Annotated in this window: 22 protein-coding genes; 16 read left to right on the plus strand and 6 right to left on the minus strand. The window is 47.3% G+C overall.

Annotation, left to right across the window (positions count from 1 at the left end; translation table 11 throughout):
- The first annotated feature begins 16 nt into the window (after nt 1-16).
- Nucleotides 17-946: a CAP domain-containing protein gene (locus AC13H5_RS04525; protein ID WP_483546377.1), complete on the plus strand. Its 930-nt coding sequence runs from the start codon at nt 17-19 to the stop codon at nt 944-946.
- A 42-nt stretch (nt 947-988) separates the two neighbouring features.
- Here AC13H5_RS04525 and AC13H5_RS04530 read toward each other — a convergent pair whose 3' ends face one another.
- Nucleotides 989-1462 carry a glutathione peroxidase gene (locus AC13H5_RS04530; protein WP_029595900.1) on the minus strand — a complete coding sequence of 158 codons (474 nt, stop codon included), beginning with the start codon at nt 1460-1462 and terminating at the stop codon, nt 989-991.
- 162 nt (nt 1463-1624) lie between these two features.
- Between AC13H5_RS04530 and AC13H5_RS04535 the strand changes: the two genes are divergently transcribed.
- Together AC13H5_RS04535 and AC13H5_RS04540 are read left to right on the plus strand one after the other, a co-directional pair.
- Nucleotides 1625-2146 (plus strand): VanZ family protein, encoded by a 522-nt coding sequence (locus AC13H5_RS04535; RefSeq protein WP_214797145.1) that lies wholly within the window; start codon nt 1625-1627, stop codon nt 2144-2146.
- Between the two features lie 290 nt (nt 2147-2436).
- Nucleotides 2437-3738, plus strand: coding sequence for a murein hydrolase activator EnvC family protein (locus AC13H5_RS04540; protein WP_483546378.1), 1302 nt, complete (start codon nt 2437-2439; stop codon nt 3736-3738).
- 33 nt (nt 3739-3771) lie between these two features.
- Here AC13H5_RS04540 and AC13H5_RS04545 read toward each other — a convergent pair whose 3' ends face one another.
- The 3 genes from AC13H5_RS04545 to AC13H5_RS04555 all read right to left on the minus strand — a co-directional run bounded on the left by AC13H5_RS04545 (nt 3772) and on the right by AC13H5_RS04555 (nt 6167).
- On the minus strand, nt 3772-3978 hold the full coding sequence (locus tag AC13H5_RS04545; RefSeq protein ID WP_483546379.1) for a hypothetical protein: 207 nt from the start codon (nt 3976-3978) through the stop codon (nt 3772-3774).
- A 42-nt stretch (nt 3979-4020) separates the two neighbouring features.
- The gene (locus tag AC13H5_RS04550; RefSeq protein WP_483546380.1) at nt 4021-4866 is read right to left on the minus strand and encodes a GNAT family N-acetyltransferase; all 846 of its coding nucleotides are present in this window, start codon (nt 4864-4866) and stop codon (nt 4021-4023) included.
- 86 nt (nt 4867-4952) lie between these two features.
- Entirely contained in the window at nt 4953-6167 is a 1215-nt protein-coding gene (locus tag AC13H5_RS04555) for a dicarboxylate/amino acid:cation symporter (protein WP_214797141.1), read from the minus strand.
- A 211-nt stretch (nt 6168-6378) separates the two neighbouring features.
- Here AC13H5_RS04555 and zapA point away from each other — a divergent pair, with 211 nt between their 5' ends.
- The 8 genes from zapA (at nt 6379) to AC13H5_RS04595 (ending at nt 14048) form a co-directional block, all read left to right on the plus strand.
- Nucleotides 6379-6600 (plus strand): cell division protein ZapA, encoded by a 222-nt coding sequence (zapA, locus tag AC13H5_RS04560; RefSeq protein WP_021066785.1) that lies wholly within the window; start codon nt 6379-6381, stop codon nt 6598-6600.
- Between the two features lie 8 nt (nt 6601-6608).
- The gene (locus AC13H5_RS04565; RefSeq protein ID WP_034776712.1) at nt 6609-7145 is read left to right on the plus strand and encodes a CvpA family protein; all 537 of its coding nucleotides are present in this window, start codon (nt 6609-6611) and stop codon (nt 7143-7145) included.
- Nucleotides 7146-7208: 63 nt separating this feature from the next.
- Nucleotides 7209-8924, plus strand: coding sequence for a DNA polymerase/3'-5' exonuclease PolX (gene polX / locus AC13H5_RS04570; protein ID WP_483546546.1), 1716 nt, complete (start codon nt 7209-7211; stop codon nt 8922-8924).
- The gene (locus AC13H5_RS04575) at nt 8925-11279 is read left to right on the plus strand and encodes an endonuclease MutS2 (protein WP_034776714.1); all 2355 of its coding nucleotides are present in this window, start codon (nt 8925-8927) and stop codon (nt 11277-11279) included.
- Nucleotides 11280-11292: 13 nt separating this feature from the next.
- Nucleotides 11293-11703 carry a DUF350 domain-containing protein gene (locus tag AC13H5_RS04580; RefSeq protein WP_034776716.1) on the plus strand — a complete coding sequence of 137 codons (411 nt, stop codon included), beginning with the start codon at nt 11293-11295 and terminating at the stop codon, nt 11701-11703.
- 286 nt (nt 11704-11989) lie between these two features.
- Complete coding sequence (locus AC13H5_RS04585) at nt 11990-12802, plus strand: bacteriochlorophyll 4-vinyl reductase (protein ID WP_483546381.1); 813 nt, start codon at nt 11990-11992, stop codon at nt 12800-12802.
- Nucleotides 12803-13084: 282 nt separating this feature from the next.
- The gene (locus AC13H5_RS04590) at nt 13085-13549 is read left to right on the plus strand and encodes a hypothetical protein (RefSeq protein ID WP_483546382.1); all 465 of its coding nucleotides are present in this window, start codon (nt 13085-13087) and stop codon (nt 13547-13549) included.
- Between the two features lie 31 nt (nt 13550-13580).
- Nucleotides 13581-14048: a hypothetical protein gene (locus tag AC13H5_RS04595; protein WP_483546383.1), complete on the plus strand. Its 468-nt coding sequence runs from the start codon at nt 13581-13583 to the stop codon at nt 14046-14048.
- Nucleotides 14049-14099: 51 nt separating this feature from the next.
- Here AC13H5_RS04595 and AC13H5_RS04600 read toward each other — a convergent pair whose 3' ends face one another.
- Both AC13H5_RS04600 and AC13H5_RS04605 read right to left on the minus strand, forming a co-directional pair.
- Complete coding sequence (locus AC13H5_RS04600; protein ID WP_483546384.1) at nt 14100-17324, minus strand: ABC transporter permease; 3225 nt, start codon at nt 17322-17324, stop codon at nt 14100-14102.
- On the minus strand, nt 17317-18009 hold the full coding sequence (locus tag AC13H5_RS04605; protein ID WP_483546385.1) for an ABC transporter ATP-binding protein: 693 nt from the start codon (nt 18007-18009) through the stop codon (nt 17317-17319). The genes AC13H5_RS04600 and AC13H5_RS04605 overlap by 8 nt, the downstream gene beginning before the upstream one ends.
- Nucleotides 18010-18219: 210 nt before the next feature.
- Between AC13H5_RS04605 and AC13H5_RS04610 the strand changes: the two genes are divergently transcribed.
- The 5 genes from AC13H5_RS04610 (at nt 18220) to AC13H5_RS04630 (ending at nt 24792) form a co-directional block, all read left to right on the plus strand.
- Nucleotides 18220-18789 (plus strand): class I SAM-dependent methyltransferase, encoded by a 570-nt coding sequence (locus tag AC13H5_RS04610; protein ID WP_483546386.1) that lies wholly within the window; start codon nt 18220-18222, stop codon nt 18787-18789.
- A gap of 67 nt (nt 18790-18856) precedes the next feature.
- Nucleotides 18857-19063 carry a hypothetical protein gene (locus tag AC13H5_RS04615; RefSeq protein WP_408584442.1) on the plus strand — a complete coding sequence of 69 codons (207 nt, stop codon included), beginning with the start codon at nt 18857-18859 and terminating at the stop codon, nt 19061-19063.
- Nucleotides 19064-19220: 157 nt separating this feature from the next.
- Complete coding sequence (locus tag AC13H5_RS04620) at nt 19221-21449, plus strand: AAA family ATPase (RefSeq protein ID WP_483546387.1); 2229 nt, start codon at nt 19221-19223, stop codon at nt 21447-21449.
- Entirely contained in the window at nt 21434-23389 is a 1956-nt protein-coding gene (locus AC13H5_RS04625; protein WP_483546388.1) for a UvrD-helicase domain-containing protein, read from the plus strand. The genes AC13H5_RS04620 and AC13H5_RS04625 overlap by 16 nt, the downstream gene beginning before the upstream one ends.
- Before the next feature lie 143 nt (nt 23390-23532).
- Nucleotides 23533-24792 carry an AAA family ATPase gene (locus tag AC13H5_RS04630; RefSeq protein ID WP_483546389.1) on the plus strand — a complete coding sequence of 420 codons (1260 nt, stop codon included), beginning with the start codon at nt 23533-23535 and terminating at the stop codon, nt 24790-24792.
- Nucleotides 24793-24801: the final 9 nt, after the last annotated feature.

Here is a 24801-nt window from a genome sequence, read left to right on the forward strand (position 1 = left end):
TTCGAAAGGAGACGCAATGTTTCGTAAACTAGTGATTCTATTGCTCGCGATCGGCATGTATGCGGCCTGGAAGTATGAAGTGCCGAACGTGTCGGCGCCGACGAGCGTTCAAGTGAAGTCGACGGAAGTGGCGGAAGAACAACAGGAACGTGCGACCACCGATGCGCCGCGCTTCACGAGCCAATACGCCGGGCATGACTGGTACTTGCTCGAGAAGGGCGGGGACCGGAGCCTCGAGTTGATCGATGACGACGGTTCGAAGAAAGGCCATTACCAGTTCGAGACGGGGAGCGTCTATGAAGGACTCGTCGTGGGTGAGACGACACGGCAACAAGTCGAGCAAATCGGTTTCGATGAGGTCAAGTCGTATAATAAGGGACTCAAACGCTATTTGATCCCGGACGACCCGTCATTCAACGTCTATGCGATCGACGACGACTATGTGACGCTCTTCTTCGATCAGCACGATGAGGACAAGCTAAAGGCCGTGCTCACTGTCGACCGGGACGTCGAGGAGTCGAGTGACGGCTATTACGGCGACGTGTCGGAAGACAATCTCGTCGCGAACGAACAATTGATGCGGATGCTAATGAACTGGGACCGTCAGAAGTTCGGACTGTCGGCGCTCGCTGACTACGAACCGCTGCTCCCGGTCGTGCGCGCCCATAGTGAGAACATGGCCCGCAACAACTTCTTCAGCCATACCGATCCCGAGGGCCGCGACCCGTTCGAGCGGATGAATGAGGCCGGCATCGCCTACTCCCTCGCCGGAGAGAACTTGGCGATGGGGCAGATGAGCGTCTTCCACGCCCACTGGGGACTCATGAATTCGCTCGGCCACCGGGAGAACATTTTGAAAGATGGTTTCACGCACGTGTCGGTCGGCCTCGTCTATAATGAAGAATCCAGTCCGTTCTACACGATCAACTTCATCACCCCACGCTAAAAAAAGGATGGCCCACCGGATTTCGGTGGACCATCCTTTTCCTTATAACAGGCGTTTGACCGCCGTCTCGATCTCGTCCGGTGTCGTCTGCGGCGAGAACCGTTCGATGACGTTGCCGTTCCGGTCGACGAGGAACTTCGTGAAGTTCCACTTGATCGTCTTCGAGCCGAGCAGGCCCGGTGCTTCTTTCGATAAGTATTGGAAGAGCGGGTGGGCGTCTTTCCCGTTCACGTCGACTTTGGCGAACATCGGGAACGTCACACCGTAGTTCAATTGACAGAACTCGCTGATTTCCTCGTTCGAGCCCGGGTCTTGATTGCCGAACTGGTTGCATGGGAAGCCGAGGATATGGAACCCTTGCCCCTGGTAACGTTCATATAATTTCTCGAGCCCGTCGAGCTGTGGTGTGAAGCCGCACTTGCTCGCCGTGTTGACGATCAACAGGACGTCCCCCTCGTATTTGGATAGCGGTTGGAGCTTGCCGCTCATGTCGGCCGCTTCATATTGATAGATCATGTTGATTCCCCCTTTTTATTTTCATTATACCAATCGGAATTTCAAGACACGACTTTGAACCGGTTGTTCGCAATCAAATTGTCATGAAATGATGAAGTCGTTGTTACAATGAAACATGATGGACGGCGTATAATGAGACTCGTTGTAGAAAGGAACGGTGTTATGTACATACTGAAAAATGAATTTATATGGATCAGTTTGATCCTGATTGGCTTATTCTTCTCGAGCGCGACCCCGTATTCGGACCAGAGCATCGTCTCACCGCTCGAACGGTTCGATTGGACGTGGGCCGAACCGGTACTCTCGACCGTCGACTTCGAGTACGCCGGAGGACCAGTATCGCTCGAGGCGAAAGGGAGCGTCGGCTTGATTGAGTTCTTGATTCGGAAAGCGGCGCACTTCACCGTCTTTTTCGCTCTCGGGGCACTTCTCGTCAAAGCCGTGTCGCGTACAAGACTCCATGCCGGTCTGACGATCTTGTTTGCATGGGCGCTCGCGAATACGGTCGCCATCTTTGATGAGTTCCATCAAAGCCTGACGCCGGAGCGGACACCGCTCATCCAGGATATCCTGCTCGACAGTTTCGGGGCAGCCTGTGGCGTCCTTCTCGTTGGCGGTTATTATTTGTGGAAACACGGCCGAACGAACCGGTCGCGATCGGGGTATGTCTCCCCAAGGTGGTAAAAAAATCATATAGGTAGTTATTTGAAAAGCGCTTTCAAGAAGTGCTTTTCTTTTTTATTTATAACGTTTTTGTGACATGGGTAAATGAGAAATCCCTTTATACCCCCATTTTTAAACGTATAAAACCTAAAACAGGTCAATGTAATGCGAATGAAATATAAGTGTAAAATAACTTTAGGTTTAGATTGCTATAATGAGTCTCAGAGCGATACAGGAATTCGCGTTTTAACTTATAAATTATTCGATCTATTTTATATAGAAATTCACAGAACTCAGCGGAGGGAAGCACATTGGTTAACTTGAAGAAACTTGCAGCAACCGTCACTTTAGGAGCTCTTCTCATTAGCGGCACGACACCTGGCTATGCAGCGTCACTTACAGACAAACAGAAAAAGGTGCAGCAGCAACAACAAAAGAATAGCAGTGAACAGAGCAAAGCGAACGCCTCGATCCAAAAACGTGAGCAGGCAATCAGCAAAGAACAGCAAGAAATCAACAAGTTAGATGCCGAACTCCAAGACGTCATCAATGACGTCGCTCAAAAAAAAGCTGAGATTCGTGCGACACAACAAAAAATTGCGGCCCTTCAAAAGAAAATCAAGCAATACGAAGCAAAGATGAAGGCGCAAGAAGAGTTGATGAAAGAGCGCATGGCCACGATGCAAAAAAATGGCGGTGGCTCGATCGACTGGGCTGAATTCATCTTCGGTTCAAAAGACTTCGGTGACTTACTCACACGAATGATCACAGCCGGTACGATTCAAGAGAACGACAAGCAGATTTTTGAAGAATACCAAGCGACGAAAGACAAATTGGCTGCAGCGCAAGCTGAGTTGAAAGCCGAGCGCGATGCTCTCGTGAAACAAAAAGAAGAACTCGAACAACGTCAAAAGACGCTCAACAAGAAAATGAAAGAGCGCGCAGCGAAAATCAAGAAACTCAACGCTGAAAAAGTGAAGTTCGAATCGAAATTGGTGAGCCTCCAAGAAATGGAGTCAACACTCAAGTCACAAGAGAAAGCCATCAAAGCTGAAATGGAAGCGCAACGTCGTGCAGCGGAAGAAGCGAAACGTGCGGCAGCGGCAGCAGCGGCTGCGAAGAAACAACAGAGTTCAAACTCTGCTGCGAGCGCAGTCAGCACACCGCAAGCATCGGCTGCGACATCTGTACCGGCAAGTGGTGGCATGTTCCAACGCCCGGCGAACGGTCGTCTTTCACAAGGTTGGGGCGCGGCGAGCGGTGCGAACGGCTACTCGTTCCACAACGGACTTGATATCGCGGGACCAGTCGGAACGCCGATCAATGCGTCACAAACAGGTACGGTCACACGTGCTGGATGGGGTGGGGCCTACGGCAACCACGTCATCATCACGCATGTGTTGAACGGGCAGGTCTGGACGACAGTGTACGCACACATGAGCTCGGTATCGGTATCAGCCGGTCAACGTGTGACACAAGGCCAAAACATCGGCGCGATGGGTAGCACAGGGAACTCGACTGGCTCACACTTGCACTTTGAGATTCACCGTGGCGGCTACTCGTACTCGTCTTCGAGCGCGGGTAACACGGTCAACCCAGCTTCATTCTTCTAAACGTATAGTAAAAGTGATCGACGAACGCGTCGATCACTTTTTTGTTGCCTTATACGCGATAAAGGTCAAGAGGGCGGCGCCAATCACGCTCAGCCAGAGCGTGTCCCAGTTCGGGTCGTCGAGCATGCTCCTTCCGCCGAGGAAGACCATATAGCCGAGCACCGCGAGCGTGGCGAGCGTCAAGACGGTCATCCGGATCCGGCGTGGGATGCGGAGCCACCAACCGAATAGTCTGTTCATCAAAAATCGCCTCCACCTACAGTATAGGGGAGGCGACACGAATCAGCTAGGCAATCGAATCCACGCTGAAGTGAAGATTTTTTGATAGCCGACTTCTTTGTAAATCTTGTTCGATGTCGGGTTGCTCAAATCTGTATAGAGCGTACAATATTGTTTCGACGTCAAGAGCTCCCGGCTCAGCTCGGCGACGAGCGAGCGGGCATAGCCGCGCTTGCGCAGCGCTTTCGGTGTGTAGACGAACGAGACGGTGACGCCGTTCGCGGTCTCGCGCGATTTCTTCGCGCAGGAAACGACCTTGCCGTCGACTTCCCAGACGTACACTTCTTGATTCTCGAGCATCGTCGCAATCTTTCGTGTTGCGTCTGCCTTCGACGAGACCGGCAAACGGGTCTCCTTTTCAAACGCGCTGTACGCCTTTACGAGGAACGTCTCATCGTCCTCGGTCGCCCGTCGCATCGACCCTTCCGACAGCGGGATGTCGTTGACGTGATCAAGACGGTACAGACCTTGCTCCATGAAGACTTTCGGCTCTCGTGCCGTCAGGATGTACCAGAGCGTGTAGAAATTCATCGCTAGATCGGCTTGCGAGACGACCTCGGTGAATGGGATATCACCATTTAATAGTTCAGGCACGAGCAGACGAAGGACGTCATCCTCTCGCTCGGGCGTAACGAGCACATAGTTGAGCGGATGGGGCGGCGTCACTTGCAGGATCGCGAGCACATCACCGTCATCTTCGACGGTCAGTTGATGATACGACTCGTATCGGCCTTGCTTGATGGCATCGAGCACGCCAATCATCAAGCTGTTCTCGGCCTCATGTTCGAGCAGGTGGGGCATGACACGTTCTTCAAATCCGGATAGGTCGTTCCAACGAATCAGTTCCATGTAAACACCCTTTCTTCGTATGTATGAAAAACGGGCAAACCGCGTGGCCTGCCCGTTTTCCTCATTCTATCAAATTTTGGAGCGTATTATGCGATTTCTTCGCGCGCTTTGGCGTCGTCGAGGAGTTTCGTGTTGCGTTTGAAGTAGTGAACGATCTTGGCGATGGCCCCGTCTCCCGTGACGTTCGTCGCCGTGCCGAAGCTATCTTGTGCCAAATAGAGAGCGATGACGAGACTTTGCATCGTCGCATCGAACCCGAGGATTGAACCGAACAAACCGAGTGAGGCCATAACGGCTCCACCTGGTACGCCTGGTGCCGCAATCATCGTGACGCCGAGGGCGAGGATGAACGGAAGCACGATCGCGTAAGACATCGGCATGCCGTTCAAGTACATGAGGGCGACACCGACCGATGTGAGCGTGATTGTCGACCCTGACAAGTGAATCGTCGCACAGAGCGGGACGACGAAGTTGGCGACGCCCTCGTCCGTGTTGTTCGCTTTCGCTTGGCGAAGCGTGACCGGGATTGTCGCCGCTGACGACTGTGTCCCGATGGCCGTGAAGTAAGCCGGCATCATCGTCTTCAAGAGGCGAAGCGGGTTCTCTTTGTTGAGACCCCCTGCGATTGAGTATTGAATCAAGAGCATCGTCAAGTGCAAGACGATGATTGTGACGAAGACGAGCGAGAACACCGAGAGAATCTCAGCGACTTGTCCGGCATACGTCATGTTCATGAAAATTCCGGCGATGTGAATCGGTAATAGTGGAATGATGACTTTGCTGATGAGTAGTTCAATGATATCGCGGAAATCCATGGCTAAATCGAGCGAGCGCTTGCTTTCGATGGCGGCAATCCCGATGCCGATGACGAATGCGAGAATGAGCGCCGTCATAACGCCGAATACCGGTGGGATCTCGAATTCCATGAAGCCTTTTAAGAGCGCTTCCTCCGGGCTTTCAGCTGACGCGTTGTTCCGTGTCAAAATTTGTGGGAACAGGTTGCTCGTCGCGAAGTAGGCGAGCGTCCCGGCGACGATTGTCGATACGTATGCAATCAGTGCCGTCAAACCGACCAATTTCCCAGCGCCTTTTCCAAGTTCCCCGATTCCTGGAATGATGAAGGCGAGAATGATGAGTGGGATGGCGAAGCCTAGGAACTGTCCAAAGACCGTGTTGAACGTGACGAACGTCCGGACAATCCAGTTCTGGCTTTCTGGTACGATGCTACCGAGTAAAATCCCGAATGCGATAGCGATGATGATGCGACCTAGAAGGCCAATGCGTAATTTCAAATAAATCATCCTCTCTTAATGTTTGAATTGTTGCTATTTTCGCACATTTCATGCGGTGTTGCCACCCTATCTTTCATTTTTTAACGAAGATTGACGTTTGACAACTTTGAAATAGGGTATCACAAAATGTTGGAGTGGAAAAGGGAGGGACCTTCTTCTTTTCCTAATATACAAACGATGTTATGATTAATTTTGAATAGACGTAAAGGAGGGGTGACGCGTGCAGGTACAACGAACAACAATTCATATCGCGGGTCAAGACTATACGATCGTCAGCGAAGAGCCGGCCGATCATGTGAGGGAAGTGGGCTTTCTGGTCGATAGCAAAATCCGTGAGATTCGTGAACAGTCCCCTCATCTAGACGCTCGTCAGGCAGCGGTGCTCGCCGCTATCCAAATCGCGAGCGATCACGTCAAAACTAAACGAAATACGGGAGAATAAATCACTTTATGGTTACTCTACTTATACTGTTTTTCTTGTTCATCGGAATCGTTAACGGGTTCCGTCGCGGGGCGATCTTGCAGCTCGGCCATTGGGTCGCGCTCATCATCAGTTTCCTCGTCGCCAATGCATACTACCGTGATCTCGCCGAAGCGTTCAAGCTTTGGATTCCGTATCCGTCGCAACTCGATGGAACGCTTCCGAAAGGTGTCATCGATTTAAACGCGCTCACGGGGCTCGAGATGACATTTTATAACGTCTTTTGGTTCGTCGTGTTGTTCGTCATCACGAAACTTGTCTTGCATCTCATCCTATCGATGCTCGACTTCTTGACGGACTTGCCGATCTTGCGCCAATTGAAAGGCATCATCGGTGCCGTCCTCGGTTTCTTCGAGGCGTATGTGATCACGTTCTTCATTTTATGGGTCATCGCCTTCGTGCCGATGGCGAGCGTCCAAAGTGCGGTCGATAACTCGTCGCTCGCGACGTACATCATTCAAGACACACCATACCTCTCAGAATGGTTCTCGAATAAGATGTTGTAACACGACAGGCCGGAATGCAAGCTAGTGCTTGTGTCTCGGCCTTTTCTGTATGGAAAAGGGGGAATTTCAATGAATAAAGTTGAAGCGATGATGCTGTTAGAAAAGATCGCACAATATATGGAGATTAAAGGGGAGAACCCGTTCAAGATCAACGCCTTCCGGAAAGCCGCGACGGCGCTCGAGAACACGGAGCTCGAGCTCGAGGACATCGAGGATTTGACGACGATCTCTGGGATCGGCAAAGGGACGGCCGCCGTCCTGCAAGAGTGGCGGGACACGGGGCGGAGCGAAGTGCTCGAGTCACTCCAAGAAGAGATCCCGTACGGTCTCATGAAACTGCTCAAAATCCAAGGACTCGGCGGCAAGAAGCTCGCCAAGCTCCGTGAGATCGGTGTCGTCGATCTCGAGACACTCATTACCGTGTTAGAGGACGGCACGGCCGCGAGCCTGCCGGGATTCGGCGCCAAGAGCGTCGAGAAATTGCTCACGGCGGCACGGAACCTCGAGTCACGTCCGGAACGTTTGGCGTACGCCATGATGCGTCCGGTCGTCGAAGAGATTGAGACGGTGCTCGAAGCCGAGCCGCTCGTCTTGCGCCATTCGGTCGGCGGCAGTTTCCGCCGCGCCGAGGAGACGTGTAAAGACCTCGACTTCATCATCGCGACCGAGGAACCTGTCGCCCTCCGCGATAAGCTGCTCGCCCTCCCGTTCATCAACGAGGTCATCGCGGCCGGCGAGACGAAAGTGTCGCTCGTCCTTGAGCGCGAGGAGATGGTGTCGGTCGACTTCCGCATGGTCGAACCGGGCGCTTTCGCCGCGACGCTCCATCACTTCACCGGCTCGAAAGACCATAACGTCCGGATGCGCCAGCTCGCCAAGGCGAAGGGCGAGTCGATCTCCGAGTATGGCGTCGAGACGGCGGACGGCCTCTGGCAACCGGAGACGGAAGCCGAGCTGTTCGAACGCTACGGTCTGCCGTTTATCCCGCCGGAGCTCCGGGCAGGGAATCTTGAGTTCGAACACGACATCTCGAAGCTCGTGACGCTCGACGACATCAAGGCCGACGCCCATATGCACACGGTCTGGTCGGACGGGAAGCTGACAGTCGACGAGCTCGTCGCGGCGATGAAAGCGCGCGGCTACGAGTGGATCGCCATCACCGACCACGGCAAATACATGTCGTTCGTCAACGGCTTGACCGAGGAACGGCTCGAGGCGCAAGGGGAAGAAATCCTTGAGGCCGCGAAGAAACACGACATGCACGTCCTCCGCGGTGTCGAGATGGACATCCGCCCGGACGGGACGCTCGACTATGAGCCCGAGTTCTTGGCGACGCTCGACTACGTCGTTGCCTCGATTCACTCAAAGATGGACCAGTCCGTCGACGAGATCATGGCCCGGCTCGAGAACGCCTGCCGCTCGCCGTACGTCAACGTCATCGCCCATCCGACCGGTCGCCTCATCGGGCGCCGTGACGGCTATCCGATCGACGAGGAGCGCTTGATCGCCCTCGCGAAAGAGACGGGGACGGCGCTCGAGTTGAACGCGAACCCGAACCGGCTCGATTTGACGGCCTCGACGCTGAAGAAAGCGAAGGCGGCCGGCGTCAAACTGATGATCAACACCGACACGCACCACCCTGATATGATGGAAGATATGGCACTCGGCGTCCTGCACGCCCGGAAAGCCTATCTCGAACCGTCAGACATCATCAACTGCCTCTCGTTCGAGGACGCCAAGGCGTTCATCGACGCGAAGCGACAGAAAGGAACATGCTAGATGGATCACGCGTTACGCGTTTTAGAATATGAAAAACTACGCCAGCAGCTCGCCGCCCACGCCGCGAGCTCGCTCGGGAAAGAACGGGCGCTCAACATGCAGCCCGACTATACGTACGACCGGGTATTGTCGAATTTGAACGTCACCCGTGAGGCGACCGAGGTCGTCCGACTCCGGGATCGTCTCCCGCTTGGCGGGCTGACCGACGTCCGCAGTGAAGTGAAGCGGGCCGCCATCGGCTCGGTCCTCTCGACGAGCGAACTGCTCGCCGTCGCCGCCGTCATGTACAGCGGCCGCCAAGTGAAGAACTTCTTCGAGAAGCTTCATGAGGACAATGAAGACCTCCGCATCCCGCGCCTCGACGAGTACGCCGAGCGTTTGACGAAGCTGATCGAGGTCGAACAGTCGATCCGTCACGCCATCGACGACCAAGGCACGGTCCAAGACTCGGCGAGCGACCGGCTCCGTGGTCTCCGGACCCAGCTCCGCAGCTTTGAAGGCAGCGTCCGCTCACGGATCGACAACATCCTCCGCAACAACGCGAAGATGCTGTCAGACGCCATCGTCACGATCCGGAACGACCGTTACGTCGTCCCGGTCAAGATGGAGTACCGCCAAGCGTTCGGCGGGATCGTCCACGACCAATCGGCATCGGGTCAGACGCTCTTCATCGAGCCCCAGGCAATCGTGTCAATCAACAACGAGATTCAAGAAGTCCGCCTGAAAGAGCGCGCCGAGATCGACCGCATCTTGAGCGAACTGTCGAACCTCGTCGGCGGTGTCGCCGATTCGGTCGTAATCAATCTCGACGTGCTCGCCACGCTCGACTTCGTGTTCGCGAAAGTCGCCTACGGCCATCAGCTCAAAGCGACGGAGCCGAAATTGAACGACGAACGCGAAATCAAGTTGAAACAGGCGCGTCACCCGTTCATCCCGCAAGATGAGGTCGTGCCGATCACGGTCGAGCTCGGTGAGGCGTTCACGTCGCTCGTCATCACCGGACCGAACACCGGCGGTAAGACGGTGACGCTCAAGACGCTCGGATTGCTCCAACTGATGGTGCAGTCAGGTCTGTACGTACCGGCCGAGTTCGGGACGGAGCTGTCCGTCTTTGACGCCATCTATGCTGACATCGGGGATGAGCAGTCGATCGAGCAGAGCTTGTCGACGTTCAGCTCGCACATGACGAACATCGTCAGCATGCTCGACAAGATCGACTTCATGTCACTCGTCCTATTCGATGAGCTCGGTGCCGGGACCGACCCGCAAGAGGGGGCGGCCCTTGCCATCGCTATCCTCGATGAAGTGAAACGACGCGGCGCCCGCGTGGCGGCGACGACGCACTACTCGGAACTGAAGGCTTACGCTTACAATCGCGAAGGTGTCATGAACGCCTCGATGGAGTTCGATATCGAATCACTCAGCCCGACGTACCGCCTGTTGATTGGCGTACCGGGCCGTTCGAACGCGTTCGAGATCAGTCGACGTCTCGGCTTATCGGAACAGGTCATCGACAAGGCACGTAGCCATGTCGGCACCGACGCCGAATCGGTCGAATCGATGATCAATGAGCTCGAGGCGGCCAAGCAACGTGCCGAACAGCTCGAGAAAGAACTCATCGTCAAACGCCACGACCTTGAAGAAGAGCAGGCGGCGTTCGAGGCGAAGCTGACCGATTTCGAGCGCGAGCGCGACACGATGTACGGCGAAGCCGAGGCTCGTGCCGAAAAGGCCGTCGAACAGGCGAAGCGCCAGGCGAACGAAGTCATCGACCGTTTGAAGAAGCTACGCGCAGAAGGGATCGTCAAAGAGCACGAGATCATCGCCGCGAAGAAACAGCTCGAATCGGCGAAACCGACGCTCCAAGAGAAAAAGATCCAAAAAGTGAAACAAAAAGCGCAACAGAAACGTACGTTCAGTAAAGGCGAAGAAGTGAAAGTGACGACGTTCAACCAAAAGGGCTATATCGTGAAGCAATTGAACGACAACGAGTACAACGTCCAAGTCGGGATCATGAAAGTGAACGTCAAAGCGGACGACCTTCAGAAGATCGGCCCATCGAAAGAGCAGTCGCTCCAGTCGAAAGGCAGCTCGCTCAAGCGTCAGAGCTCGACGAAATCGGAGCTCGACTTGCGCGGCGTCCGGGTCGAAGAAGGGCTTTCCCGCCTCGACAAATATATCGACGAGGCGCTCGTGTCCGGGTATGACAACGTCCGTATCATCCACGGTCTCGGGACCGGTGCGATGCGACAGGCGACGCAAGAGTACCTAAAAGGACATCGTCACGTGAAGAGTCAGCGCCCCGGTGGGATGGGTGAAGGCGGACTCGGAGTCACGGTCGTCGAACTGAAGTGAGGGGAACAGACGGATGGGGAATGTGAACGTGAACGTATTGCTTGAGTCGCTCGGCCTGTATTCAATCGCCGGACTCATGATTGTCGTCGGTCTCGCCGTCTTCGAGGTGACGACACCGTACAGCAATTGGCGCGAGATTCAAAAAGGAAACATCGCCGTTGCACTTGCGACCGGCGGGAAAATCGTCGGTCTCGCCAACATCTTCCGTGTCGTCGAGAGCCATCACGACCAGACGATGGATGTGTTGGTCGGGGGAAGCTTCGGCTTCTTCCTTCTCTTGACGACGTATTGGTTATTCGAATTTTTGACGCCGTCGCTCAAAGTGAACGAGGAGATTGGGAAAGGGAACATTGCCGTCGGCCTGATGGCGTTCCTGCTCTCGATTGGGGTCTCGCTCGTCGTCGGCGCGGCGTTGGTGAGGTGAAGACATGGTATATGAGAGACTAGCGAAGATTCTCTTCATCGGGGCCGGCCTGTTTTTAGTGGCAGCGGCACTGTGGTTTATCTTTTATTAACTCGAAGCACGGAGCGTCCGAGATGGGCGCTCCTTTTTTGATTTAATAGATGGAATTTAGATAATCCATCTCTAAAAATGAAATATTTTACCAATATTTCTGCTAGAAGATTTATACTGATAGTGTAAGACTCAATAAAAAAATATAGTTGATATAAATGAAGAGAATTAAATCAAAGTGGAAGAGGTGTCGAGGTTGTCGAGTGGTTCTGATTTGTTTGAAGTGTTGATTACGAATACTGTTAAATTGCCGGGTGTGAAAGTGGATCGAAAAGAGTTTTTAGCGAAAAGTTTTAGTAAGCATGTCCCGCCTGCACTACTCGCTGAAATCATCGAGAAGGGACCAATTGAAGCGAATGTGTCACGAGCATTGATTCGTAAAGTCGCGAAGAAGAATATTATGAATCAGACGATGAAGAGTTCGTCTGCGTCTTTTGCGGCCGGTTTACCGGGGGGGATTGCACTCGCAGCGACGATTCCAGCTGACACGGCTCAATTTTTTGGGGTCGCGCTGAGGTTAGCGCAAGAAATCGGATACTTGCACGGCTACGAGGATTTCTGGGATGAAGATGAATTGGACGTCGAACGGGTGAATGGGGACTTGATTCTCTTTTTAGGGGTTATGTTCGGTGTCGGTGGTGCGACGGCGACAATCAAAGTCTTGTCGTCACAACTGTCGAAGCAGGCATTGAAGCAATTGCCGAATAAAGCGCTCATGAAGACATTCTACTATCCAATCATTAAAAAGGTGTCTAGCTTAATTGGGGTAAAGATGACGCGAAATACGTTTGCGAAAAGCGTGTCTAAGTTCATTCCGATTGCGGGGGGAGTCATTTCGGGAGGACTTACGTATTCGACGATGTCACAAATGGGAAATCGATTATTAGACGCACTTGAGGAAAGTGTTGAGGTGTCATATGAAGAGCTTGTCTCAAGCTACAAAGAAATGAAACGGGTTAACCCCGATATTATCGATGCTGAATTTATCATCTTAGAAGAAAATGCATGAACCAAATCAATAGGGGCCGTGATGTCGATTTATCTGATGTCACAGGTCCTTTTTAATTTGTACTCGCAAAGAAAGGCGTATTTCAGTATTTTCTCTCGTAGCGGACTATATTGTTTCGTTTAGGGAACTTTGTTTTATAATTGGTTTCTGAAAAACGTATTGCCGAAGTATTGAATTTTCTTACAAAACTCAATCACCTTTCAATTATAATCATCCTAATCAATGAGTTTGTATGGTGTTATGTATTTCCGGACTATATAAAGATTGCTGGGGGATTCATGAATGGCGATTGATTTAGAATTTTTGATGACAACGGAAGACTATGTGCTCGAGACGGAGTCGTTCCAGATGAAGGGTGTAACATATTATCCACTCGAATGGACATTTTTCGGGGCAAGCGACCCGACGATGTTGCTGACGTGGGACGCGGAACGCGACCGAATCAGTATCCGTTTTGAGCAATATGCGGTGTTTCTTGGGACAATCGAGGACCATAGTATGCATGAAGAAGGGCTACGTAATGCCTGCCCAATCGTGAAACTGAAGACGTCCCGATTCACACGATTCGCCGCAGAGAACATGGGGACAGAACGTGTCAACACGTACCGAGGCGAACTATCGCATTATGTGATTCGGACGTTTGAACAAGAGTTTCACGTCTTGGCATACGAAGACCCGACCGTGCTCGACTTGGGGAAAGCCGGGGATACAGAGGTTGTGGTCGAAACTATAGATGAACTTTCTTAAAAAATCGAACAAGTGCGAAGGAGAATCGATGATGAAGAAGTTACTCTTATCCGTCTCTCTGTTCGCAGGAACAACGATGGGTTTATCCGCTTGCGGAAGCACGGGAACGGTTGAAACGATTGACGACAGACCCGTCATTCATTTCGATGCCGCTTCCATCATCTCGTCAGCGCGCGATCATCAAATCAAGATGCTCACGCTATCGAGTGTTCCGACCGATGACGTCAACGTTCCGGGAGCTGTTGAAGAATTGCAGGGTATGCAAGCAGACAACGACATGTACTCGACCGAACTGGAGGAATTGCGGCATGAGGATTCCTCGGCCGATGAGTTCAAAGACCTCGTTGTCGAATATTTAGAAGCGGAAAATACGTATATCGATCAAACTATCGAGGCCTTATACGGTGGAGGCACGAGCCGTCCAAGTCGATTCTCGATGGAGTCGCTGTATTCAAGAGCAAATGCGCAAATATCTGACTTTCGATATGAGCCAAAATGATGAAAGCCAAAGGAGCGCCATCCCAGGAGGGACGACGCTCCTTTTTTCAGTTCACGGCACTTCAATTTTAACAGTATAGATTTTTGGCATGGCATTGCTGGACGCGTATAAGACGAGTGTCTGTTCAGTCTCAGGGACGAGGAAGACCAAATCGATTTCGGACTTCTCGCCTGGTGTGTAAAATGCACCGCCACGCAACGCTTTTTTGTTGTGGTTGACCATATCGACCGGACTATATTCCGTTTCGTCTGGCGTATACATGCGGAATCCGTTCGGACGATAGTCCATATAACCACCTTCACCATCATCTGAATGGAATAGAGAAATGGGAAGACTGACGAATCGTTTTCCGGCTTCTGGTTCGGTGCCGTCCGGTGATGCGTAGACCGGTTCACCGACTTGGAATTCACGTTTCTTCAGTTCCGGGTCTCCAATATACGTTTGGAACGTACCGAGATCCATGATTTTTTGAAGGTCATCTTCTTTTGGTGCGGTTGCTTTTGTTTCTTTCGGTTTTGTATCTTTCAAGTCAGCTTGTTTCGCACCGGTCGTCTGTGCGGTCGGGGCAGGCGTAGTGCTCGCTTCCTCGGTCACCGGTTTCACTTCGGGTGACGTGAAGACGAACAAGCTGATGATGCCGACGACGAGAGCGGTCGCGGTCGTCCCGAGCACGAGACGGAACCGTTTTTCGACTTTCTTCTGGTTGACGACGTGTCCGCCGATGGCTTCGGCCGGTGTGATGCGGACGGCCCGCTCCGCCGGGAGGAGCGCCCCGAGGACACCGGTCACGACCGGGATGAGGATGGTCGCGAACAGGAACGGCAACTCAGACGTCGGGAACTGTTGATACATGACGGTGACGATGATGATCGTGACCGTTACGCCGAGCAGTCCGGCGAAGAAACCGGTCAACGCACCTTCCGTCAAAACGAGACGACGGATAGATGTGTTCTGCCAACCGAGCGCTTTCAAGACAGCGAGCTGCGGCTTGCGCTCCGAGACGTTTTGCCACATGATCTCGGTCGTCGTCAGCATGGCGATGAGCAAAGCGACACCCATTGCGACGTAATGCATCGTTCCAACTTCAAGGGCGACGAACTCGCCGATCCATGTCGTATACAAGACGCCTTGAAGGCGGAATGTGACGAATAGGAAGAAACCGAACAGACTCGTCGGTAAGGCGATGGCGAGAATCGACAATGTCGTCCGCGGCCAATACGTCACGAGCTGGTTCAAGCTCATGCCGACACTCGAGCGGGAGCGGAGCAGACGACGTCCTTTCGACACTTCGCCAGACTGCATCGTCTCATACGGTTTGATGCGTCGAACGAGTCGAATCGGGATGAGCGTCCCGAGCCAATAAATTAACAGACCGGCGAGTCCGATCAACAGAATGCGGGCAATCGATGTCGAGCCGGCTGCCGTCCATAGGAACGTCCCAAGAATCATCCACGAGATGAGCGCGACCATCGAACCGAGAATCGTCGCCTCTAGGAACAAGAGTTTCGACAGTTGGCTCGGTCTCCAACCGAGCGATAACAGAATGGCGAACTCTTTCTTCCGCGCGTACAGCATGATGATGTTTGAGCTGAACACGTACAGCATCGCGACGAGGATGACGCTCGCGACGACGCCGGAGAAGCCGAGTTTCGCTTCTTGGAAAATCGTGATCGATGACCCGAGTTTAATCCAAGGCTGTTGTATCCATCCGAGGGCGCTCTCGCCTTTGAGTCCAGGGAGATACGTGACGGCATATTGTGGAGACGAGCCGAGTGTGACGTCCGTGATGAGACCGGTCTGATCCTCAATCTCTTTGGCGACCGCTTGCAGTTTCGCTTCACTCTCTTCGTTTAAGACGTCCACGCCTTTCACGTTGACGCGAATCGCCGAGATGGCTTTGTCGCCGGCAATGGCGAATGCGGCGTCGAGCGTTGTCAACATCGAAGGTGGCTTCGTCAAGAAGCTGTACGGATTGTTCGTCGGCTTGACCGTCGTCGGTGGGTTGACCGGTTCGTCCTTCGAGTTCATGACCCAATCGGCACTGGCCGGGAAATATGTCTCCATCGGCAGTTCCGTCAGCGGGTCTTTCGACAATTTCAGTTTCGACGGGTCGAACAAGCCGATGTAGTTATATTTCACTTTCGGTGCATCGTTGAGGTCTTCCGCGTATTTATTTGACTTGCGATACATACTTTCTTGGCCGTAAGCCACTTGACCCTCAGCGAGGAACGGTTTGATTTGATACGAGTACGGCCAACGTTTCGGGAACGGGCTCGTCACGCCTTCATATACGAGAGGTGAAGCCTTCTCGGCAAGCCAAGTATAGTCAACTGTGACACGAGGGTCTTGCGGTTGTGGTGTCCCTTCTAAAATGTGTTTCGTGATATTGTCGTGCATTTGTTGCGCTGTAAAGTCGTATGAGGCGACCTCTGTACCTTTCAAGCTATCGAGGTATTCATCTTTTCCTTGATCGAGATAGGTTTTGATAAACGCCTCTTGATTGCTTGTATCGACATCCACTTCTTCAATCGTGTAGTTGATTGAGGCATCGACGTAGTCTTTTGAACTCATCAAAATCGGAATCGTCGTGATGTCTTCATCGTAAGGCTCTGGGACATCCTCTTCGTTGAAATAACGACTGAACTCTGTTGCTTGTACGGCATCGTCTAAGCCGACGAGTTTCGCTTCGGCGACCGGGTCAATCCCAGCCAACATGACATCGCTCCCGTAAGAGAGGGGGAATTGTTCGTACAGGGCGGTCGGACCGATTCCGATGTGGGTTGAATCACCGTTTGGCATCCAGCCGACCCAAAAATAAGCTTTCAAATCTTGGAAGTCATTGATTTTTTCAATGCCCGTATCGATGAGTGTGTTCATCTTGAGGCGATAAAGACCCGCTTTATCAAACGTATGCGTTTTCGTGAACGAGCTTGAATAAGTCGACCCGATCATCGCGATCGGTGCCGCGACATCGACGTCGGCAATCTGTTGAATCGTCTCGTATTGTTCGCGCGTGATGCCGCCCTCGAGTCCGCTCATATAGTTCGGTTCGAGCAGGTTCAAGTCCTCGGTCACACTGCGGCTGCCTTCCGGTCGGACGACGATATGATACGACGAGTCCCAACGTTTTTGCAGTTCGTTGACGACCGTGCCGTTGTTCGCCTGGGTCACCCCGAGTAGATAACTGAGCCCGGTACTGACGATGAGCATCCCGACCATGAGCAGGATGAACCGTTCTTTGTTCCGCCACCATGAGTTCCAGATGAACTTAAGCATGATGGACGTCGCTCATGGCGACGACCTGCCCGTCGCGCATCTCGATTTTTCGGTTCGCCCGGTCGGCGAGCTCGGGGTCGTGCGTGACGAACAAGACGCCGCAGCCGTTGTCCCGGTTCAGACGCGTCAACAAGTCGAAGATGATATCGCCCGTATGGGTGTCGAGGTTCCCGGTCGGCTCATCTGCGAGTAGCCACTTCGGACGGTGGATGAGGGCGCGGGCGACGGCGACCCGTTGTTGCTGACCACCGGACAGCTGCGACGGTAGCGAGTTCGCCTTGTCGCTCAGTCCGACTTCTTTCAACAGTTCGAGTGCCCGTTGTTCGCCGTCGTAGTCGACTTTCCGCCCGAACAGCGGTGCCATGACGTTCTCGAGCGCGGTCAACGTCGGGATCAAATGGAACTGTTGGAAGATGAAGCCGATGTTGTCGAAGCGGAAGTCGGCGAGCTGTTTTGCGGACAAGGTCGAGATCAGTTCGCCGTTGAATAGGAGCGTGCCGTCGGTCGGACGGTCGAGCGTGCCGATCAAGCTGAGTAGCGTCGACTTGCCCGAACCGGATGGACCGATAATCGAGATGAAGTCGCCGTGGGCGAAGTGGAGGTTCACATCGTCGAGCGCGAGTGTCGCGACGTCGCCGTTATCAAAGCGTTTCGTCAGGTGTTTGCATTCAAAGTCATAGGCCATAGGAATGCTCCTCTCTAAGTTGAATTACAATAGCCATTATTAAATATGTAAGAACACGTAATTTTCTGACTATTTATCATAGTGTATAGGAAAAACTTTCCTTTCGGTAGCTGAGAAAATTTTCATCTTGGTTTCGAGAGGAGTCTGGGATGGAATGGGGAAAAGAGTGTAAGAGAGATTGCTGAGTCGGGTGAAAGGGGGATGTGACGATTGAATGAAAAGGAGAAGGACATCAAGCTGGTGATTGGTGCCGGGGAATACAACAACAATCCAGGCTGGATTCATACACAGGAAGAAGAATTAAATGTATTGGACATACATACGTGGCAAAATCGATTCGAACGAAATTCAATCACGGCGATTCTAGCCGAACACGTGTGGGAACATTTGACGTATGAGGAAGGGGTGGCGGCAGCGGAAATCTGTTTTACTTATCTAAAGCCCTCAGGCTACATTCGCTGTGCAGTGCCGGATGGGTATTTTCCGGATGAATCTTATCAAAACATTGTACAAGTCGGTGGACCTGGTCCGAAAGACCACCCGGCAGCGAGTCATAAAATTGTTCATACGTATCAAACGATTACCGATTTGTTTAAAAGTGTAGGCTTTGAGGTTGAACTGCTTGAATACTGCGATGAGGACGGAACGTTTCATCAACAGGAATGGGATGGAGCCGATGGCATCATCTTTCGGTCCAAGAAGTACGATCCTCGAAATCAAGGAGAACAGCTTGCGTTTCCTTCAGTAATCGTCGATGCGAGGAAACCAGAGAGTGGTTAAGGGGACGTCTCAAGTTGGGAAAAGAGATAATAGGCAATGCAGTGAAAGGGAGTGAAAGGGAGTGGACATGATGAAACAGTTCGAGATTGAGTTTCATATGATCAATGATGAGGTATTGACGCAAGTGGTGGAGGCGGAGAGTCGTTATGCGGCGCTGGAGTCGATTTATCAATCGTTCCGTCATGCGACGGACGGGTTCGTCCAGTTCGAGGATGAGTGGATTATTTTCCTCGACCATGTCGTGTATGTGAAGGCGTTTGAGATTGTGGAATGAAACAATGAAAATCCAACAAACAACTGTGTTAATAATGGATTTAGAAACAAAAGGAAATTTATGAAGAAGAAGTGTGGAACTAAATTCAATAGACTGTTTATAATGAAAACGTTGGTAAATATACTGGAATTAGAATACTAGAGAAGGAGATTTAAATATGTTGTTAAAAAAAATATATATACAAAATTATAGGAAGTTTCAAGCGGAATCCTTTTCTTTATCTAACGAAATTACTATATTAGCTGGAGCTAATAACAGTGGTAAAACTTCTTTAATCAATTTAATAGGTTCTCTTTTAGAAAATGGGAGAGTACCATTTGATATTTCAGATATTCCTGTGAGAATTACAAAAGAATGGTCAGATAATGTCTATGAGATGTTTTATGATGCATTAGACATTGAGGAGGAAAATTTTGAAACAGTTGAGAAACTAGCTCGAAAAATATTTGATAAAGAGTCACCTAGTCCAAGTAAAAAATATCTTATGAGTCCGACAATCCTAAGACTTACAGTTGAATATCATGAAAATGATGATATAAGAAATTTTGCGGATTTCATAATGGATTTAGATACAGAAAACAACTGTATATATTTTGAATTTATTATTCAACCTTCATATGCAAGCTTTTTGGAAGCGTTAACAGAAAAAATGATTAATTTAAGAAATAGGTATACGAAACTAAAAAATACTGATACTGACGATGACGCAAATTCTTTAAAAATTAAACAATTTAAGGATATTATGTTAGAAATATATAAAGCGAGTTTAATTCAAAGATGTTACTACTGTGATAGTGATTATTCAGACAATAAATATGAAATTGAGCCAAATAGATTAAAAAAACTATTTAATTATAAGTATATAAATGCTGGTCGAACCCTTGACGATCAAGCTAATGGGAGTTATAGAAGCCTAAGTAAAAATATGATTGAACTTGCAAAAGATGATGAAGAACTTGGAACTTTACTTAATGAAATACCTGATCAAATAATGAATCCTATAAGGGATGCTCAAATTGTTGATAAAGTAAGAGAAGCATCAATTTCTGGACTTAGTGATGCTATAGAATCGATTGCAAAAGCAAACGGTGGGAATACTGCGAGTATGGTTTTAGACATAGATATTAATGAGGACACTATCGCCCCCTTACTAAATCAAATAACAAGTACAAAATATGAATATCAAGGGCATTATCTAAATGAATCTTCACAAGGACTTGGTTATAGCAATATGATTTATATATTGCTGCAACTAGAAGCATATAAAAAGAGAATAAACCCTTTATTGGTGAATATTTTTGTGGTTGAAGAGCCTGAATCACATATGCATCCACAAATGCAAAAAATATTTGGGAAATACTTGAACGATTATTATAGTGAAAATAAAATACAAGGTTTAATTAGTACACATTCAAGTGAGATGGTACGTTTAACAGAAATGAAAAACTTAAGGGTGTCTCGCTCTGTTGATCATTTTATCAGTAAAATATATGATTTTTCTTCATTTAAAAAGAAAGTAAAAGATGATGCTATACTTGATAATTTTTATGACTGGTTCTTTGAGATAGGGTTCTCTGATATTGTTTTTGCTGATAGAGTCATACTTTATGAGGGTGATACTGAAAGATTGTTGGTTAGGAAGTTACTAACTTGCAATAAATTTTTTAAGCTTAGTCAAAAATATATTGCATATGTTCAAGTGGGTGGAGCTTATGCGCATAAATATAGTGAAATTATTGAATTTATTGAAGTCAAAACCCTTATTTTGACGGATTTAGACTATAAAAAGAATGCAATTACTCAAGAAGACATCATTGAATCTCAAACCACAAATGCTACTCTTAATCACTACTTTAATAAATCTAGAGGGAAGAAAAGCCCTACTGTAGCTGATTTATATGATTGGAAAAAGAACGGTGAGAATTTGTTTTCTAATCAATTAATTTTAGTTAATTTTCAAGGTAACGAAGAAAATTTTGCACGAACTTTAGAAGAAGCAATGCTCGCTAAACACTATAATATTAGTTCTATTACGACCAAGAGAAGAAGCGAATGGATAATAGATAGAAAAAATGACCAATTAAAATACACTATTCCACAAAATATAAAAACGTCTAAAGCAGATAAAATAGATGATTGGGAACTAGAAGATGAAGAAAGTGAGCATAATGTTCCTGATGTTCTGAAGATATTAGGAAGTATGGAGAATCAAAATGTAGATATAGATCATCCTGAGGAACCCGAAGAGATGATTTCTATTAGAGATATAGTTAAACACACTGGTAACTCGAAAACAGATTTTATGTATAGCGTTATTTTAAACGATATGATTTTAAAAATGCTTCCGCATTATGTAGAGGAGGGATTAGAGTGGCTTCAGCAATAGTTGATAATATTTATTTAGTTAATGCACCTGCAGGTAGTGGCAAAACGACTAAAATTAAAGATATGATTGCTAATATTAAAAATAGGAATCCCAAAAATAATATATTGTGCATTACATATACAAAAAGGGCTGCTGAAGAGTTAAAAAAAGATGTAGACACTTTAGATGTTCAAATTAGCACCATCCATTCATTTCTTCATCAGTTTTTAAGAATTTACTTTCAAAATAAAGAAGTTATTGATCTTTATTTTGAAATATATAGTGACCAGATTCAAAAAAATATATTAAACAGAGAAGACAAAGAAGGCATCTCTCGAATTAATCAAAATTTCAGAGAAAAATACGGTGACTTATCGTTAAGTTTTATAAAAGAAAATACTAATAGGATTTATTACAATGAAACCTCATATAATCACCTATATTTTGGAGGTTTGTCACACGATAGTTTGTTAGAGTTTTCTGTAGCGCTATTTAATAAATTCCCAAAGATAAAAAGAAGAGTCACACAAAAGTATCAGGAAATTTTTATTGATGAGTACCAAGATACTGCTCCAATCATATTAAAAATTTTTTATGACGCTGTAATTGAAACTAACTCTACTTTATTTTTCTTGGGCGACAAGATGCAGCAAATCTATAGTAGTGATGATGGAACGTTTGAGCAAGAATTTTTGACACTAAATAGAAACATCAATTTAAAAACTAATTATAGGTCCATACCAGATATTGTAAATCTGTTAAATAATATCTATAATAATCAGAACTATGAACAAGAATATTCAGAAAAAAACAAACTTATAGAACCTAATCATTCACCTAGAGTAATAATTACCACCAACGTAGAATCGCGTTTGAAAGTAGAGCGAGAAAAATACTCACACGCATTAATACTGTATTTACTGAATCAACAGAGATTTAATGCAATAGGTGCAGGTCAATTATTCTTGCATACTAAAAAATTAAAAAGATATTCTAATAACCAAAAACCATCCGCGGTTGATGTAATGACTAATAACACGAATGAAAATACAGATACATTATATAAATTTCTCTTTTTGGTAAAGGAGATTTTATCTTACTATTCAGAATTAAACTTGGGGAAAATAATTAACCATGTACGAAAAAACAAGAGTGTTTTCAATTACGAGCAGTGTCTCATTACTAAAAAAAATGATATTGAGAGGATAAATGAATGTTTAAGTAAATTAAATGCTGAATATCTAAAAGATTGCACTGTAAAAGAGTTTCTTGAGGCTTTAAAAAGTAATCCATTGATTAACATTAAATATATTGATGGGATCGATTTAGAATATGAAAATATATTAAATATAAAATTAGAAGAATTTAGAGCTTTGAACTTATATTTGAATAATCCGAGCGTGTCAACTCAACATGGAGTAAAAGGCGAAAGCCACGATTCAGTATTTTTCATTGTTGCTGATTCTAAGAGGCACCCTCCTTTAGTGCATATGCACGCGTTTTTAGAATTATGGAGTAAAGTGGATTTAACCTTAGAATCTTTAGAGTCCTTTTACAATGAATATGTAGAATGGATATATGAGACAGTGAAAGTATTAGGATGTAAAATAAGCGAAATAAACAGTCACGTATTAATAGAAAAAAAAGAGTATTTAAACGAAAGAATTAATGAACTATGCGATCACTTTAAAGAAAATCCTATTTTTATTAATCTATGCATTCATGATTATAATAAATTCCTTGATAAAAACCTTGTTGGAAATATAAAAAGATGTTTTGACAAAAATAAAGTTTATGCTGTTCTGTCTGCCTATAAGCTATTTTACGTAGGATGTTCAAGGGCTAGAAGAAATTTAACAATTTTTATTGAACGTCCATATATAGAACCGTTTTATGATGAGCTTACTGTAAAATTAAAGAACACTGGCTTCGATGTAGAGGTTGACACTATAAAGTATTGACGATAAAAGGCGGATCTGGACCTAGAATAAATCAAGTTTATAAAAACTATCGACGAACATGTTCTAAATTAAAGACACTCTTAAAATTTGATTATCTAAAAAAATGTGGATTTTAAAAAAATCGTAAAAGGAGAGAGTATTTAGTGTTGTTTAAAAAAGAAATTAGAATAAAACCTAATGAAGTTTTTACACCAAAAGCACCTAAGGTTAATGAAGATATGTATATTTCAAGACCGGAATTAGAAAAAAAATTAAAGAGAGCTATAGATGGAACGTATCATATCATTATTCATGGAGATAGCGGATCAGGGAAATCTTGGATGTATAAAAATGTGCTGAAAGAGATGGGATGTGAATATGTAACAATAAATCTCCCGAACGCAAGTTCTAATCAAAGTATCTCTGAAACTTTTACATGGTATCTCAACCAGAATGATGAAGTGAAAAAAGTAGAATATACTGAGAAAAAAATGGCCGAAGTGAATGCTGCTTTTGCAAAAGGACAAATAGATCACTCAGATAAATATATAATTACTGAAAAAGAACCTTTCTTACAGTGTTTAGAATATGTGAGGAAGAAAGCTGGAAGAAAATCTGCTCTTATAGTTTTTGAAAACCTAGAGGCTATTTTTGAAGATGAGAAATTGATGAAAGAGTTAGGCAATTTAATACTTCTATTAGATGATGAGATTTATGCCAAATATGAGGTGAAATTTTTGATAGTAGGTGTTCCTAATGGCATTAAAGAATATTTTTCGAAAGCTGAAAATGCCTCTTCAATTGATAATAGACTAGAAGAAATTCCTGAAGTGTCAAAATTAAGCAAGAATCAACTTGAAAATTTTGTTAAAAAGGGGTTTGTAGAAAAGCTGAAAATTGATTTGGGAAATGATACTTTACGGTCATTAAGTGAAGATATTTATTGGTCGACTTTAGGTATTCCTCAAAGACTACACGAGTATTGCTTAAAAATCGCATATGCTTTGGAGGATAATGATTGGCGGTATGACGATGCTTTATTACAATCAGCCAAAATTGATTGGATAAACCAATCATTAACCTCTAATTACACGAATGTAGAACTATTAATGAATTCTCGAGAGACGACTGTGCAGAGAAAAAATCAAGTATTGTATGCATTGGGAAAAGTAGAAAAAAAAGAATTCAAATCCTCTGATATTGAAGAAGTAGTTAAAACAGAATTTCCTTTAACCACACAAGCTAAAATGAATATAGGACAAATGCTATCCGAAATTGCCCATAGTGATAACCCTCCTATAAAAAAAACTCCAAAAGGAGACAGCTACACTTTTGTTGATCCAAAATTTTGTATGTGTTTAAGGATGATGCTGGTCAAAAATGATAACGAAAAAATTGAAAAACTATCACTTACTGAAATTTAATTAATTTAT

The organism is Exiguobacterium sp. FD-YE-25-4, assembly GCF_057004685.1.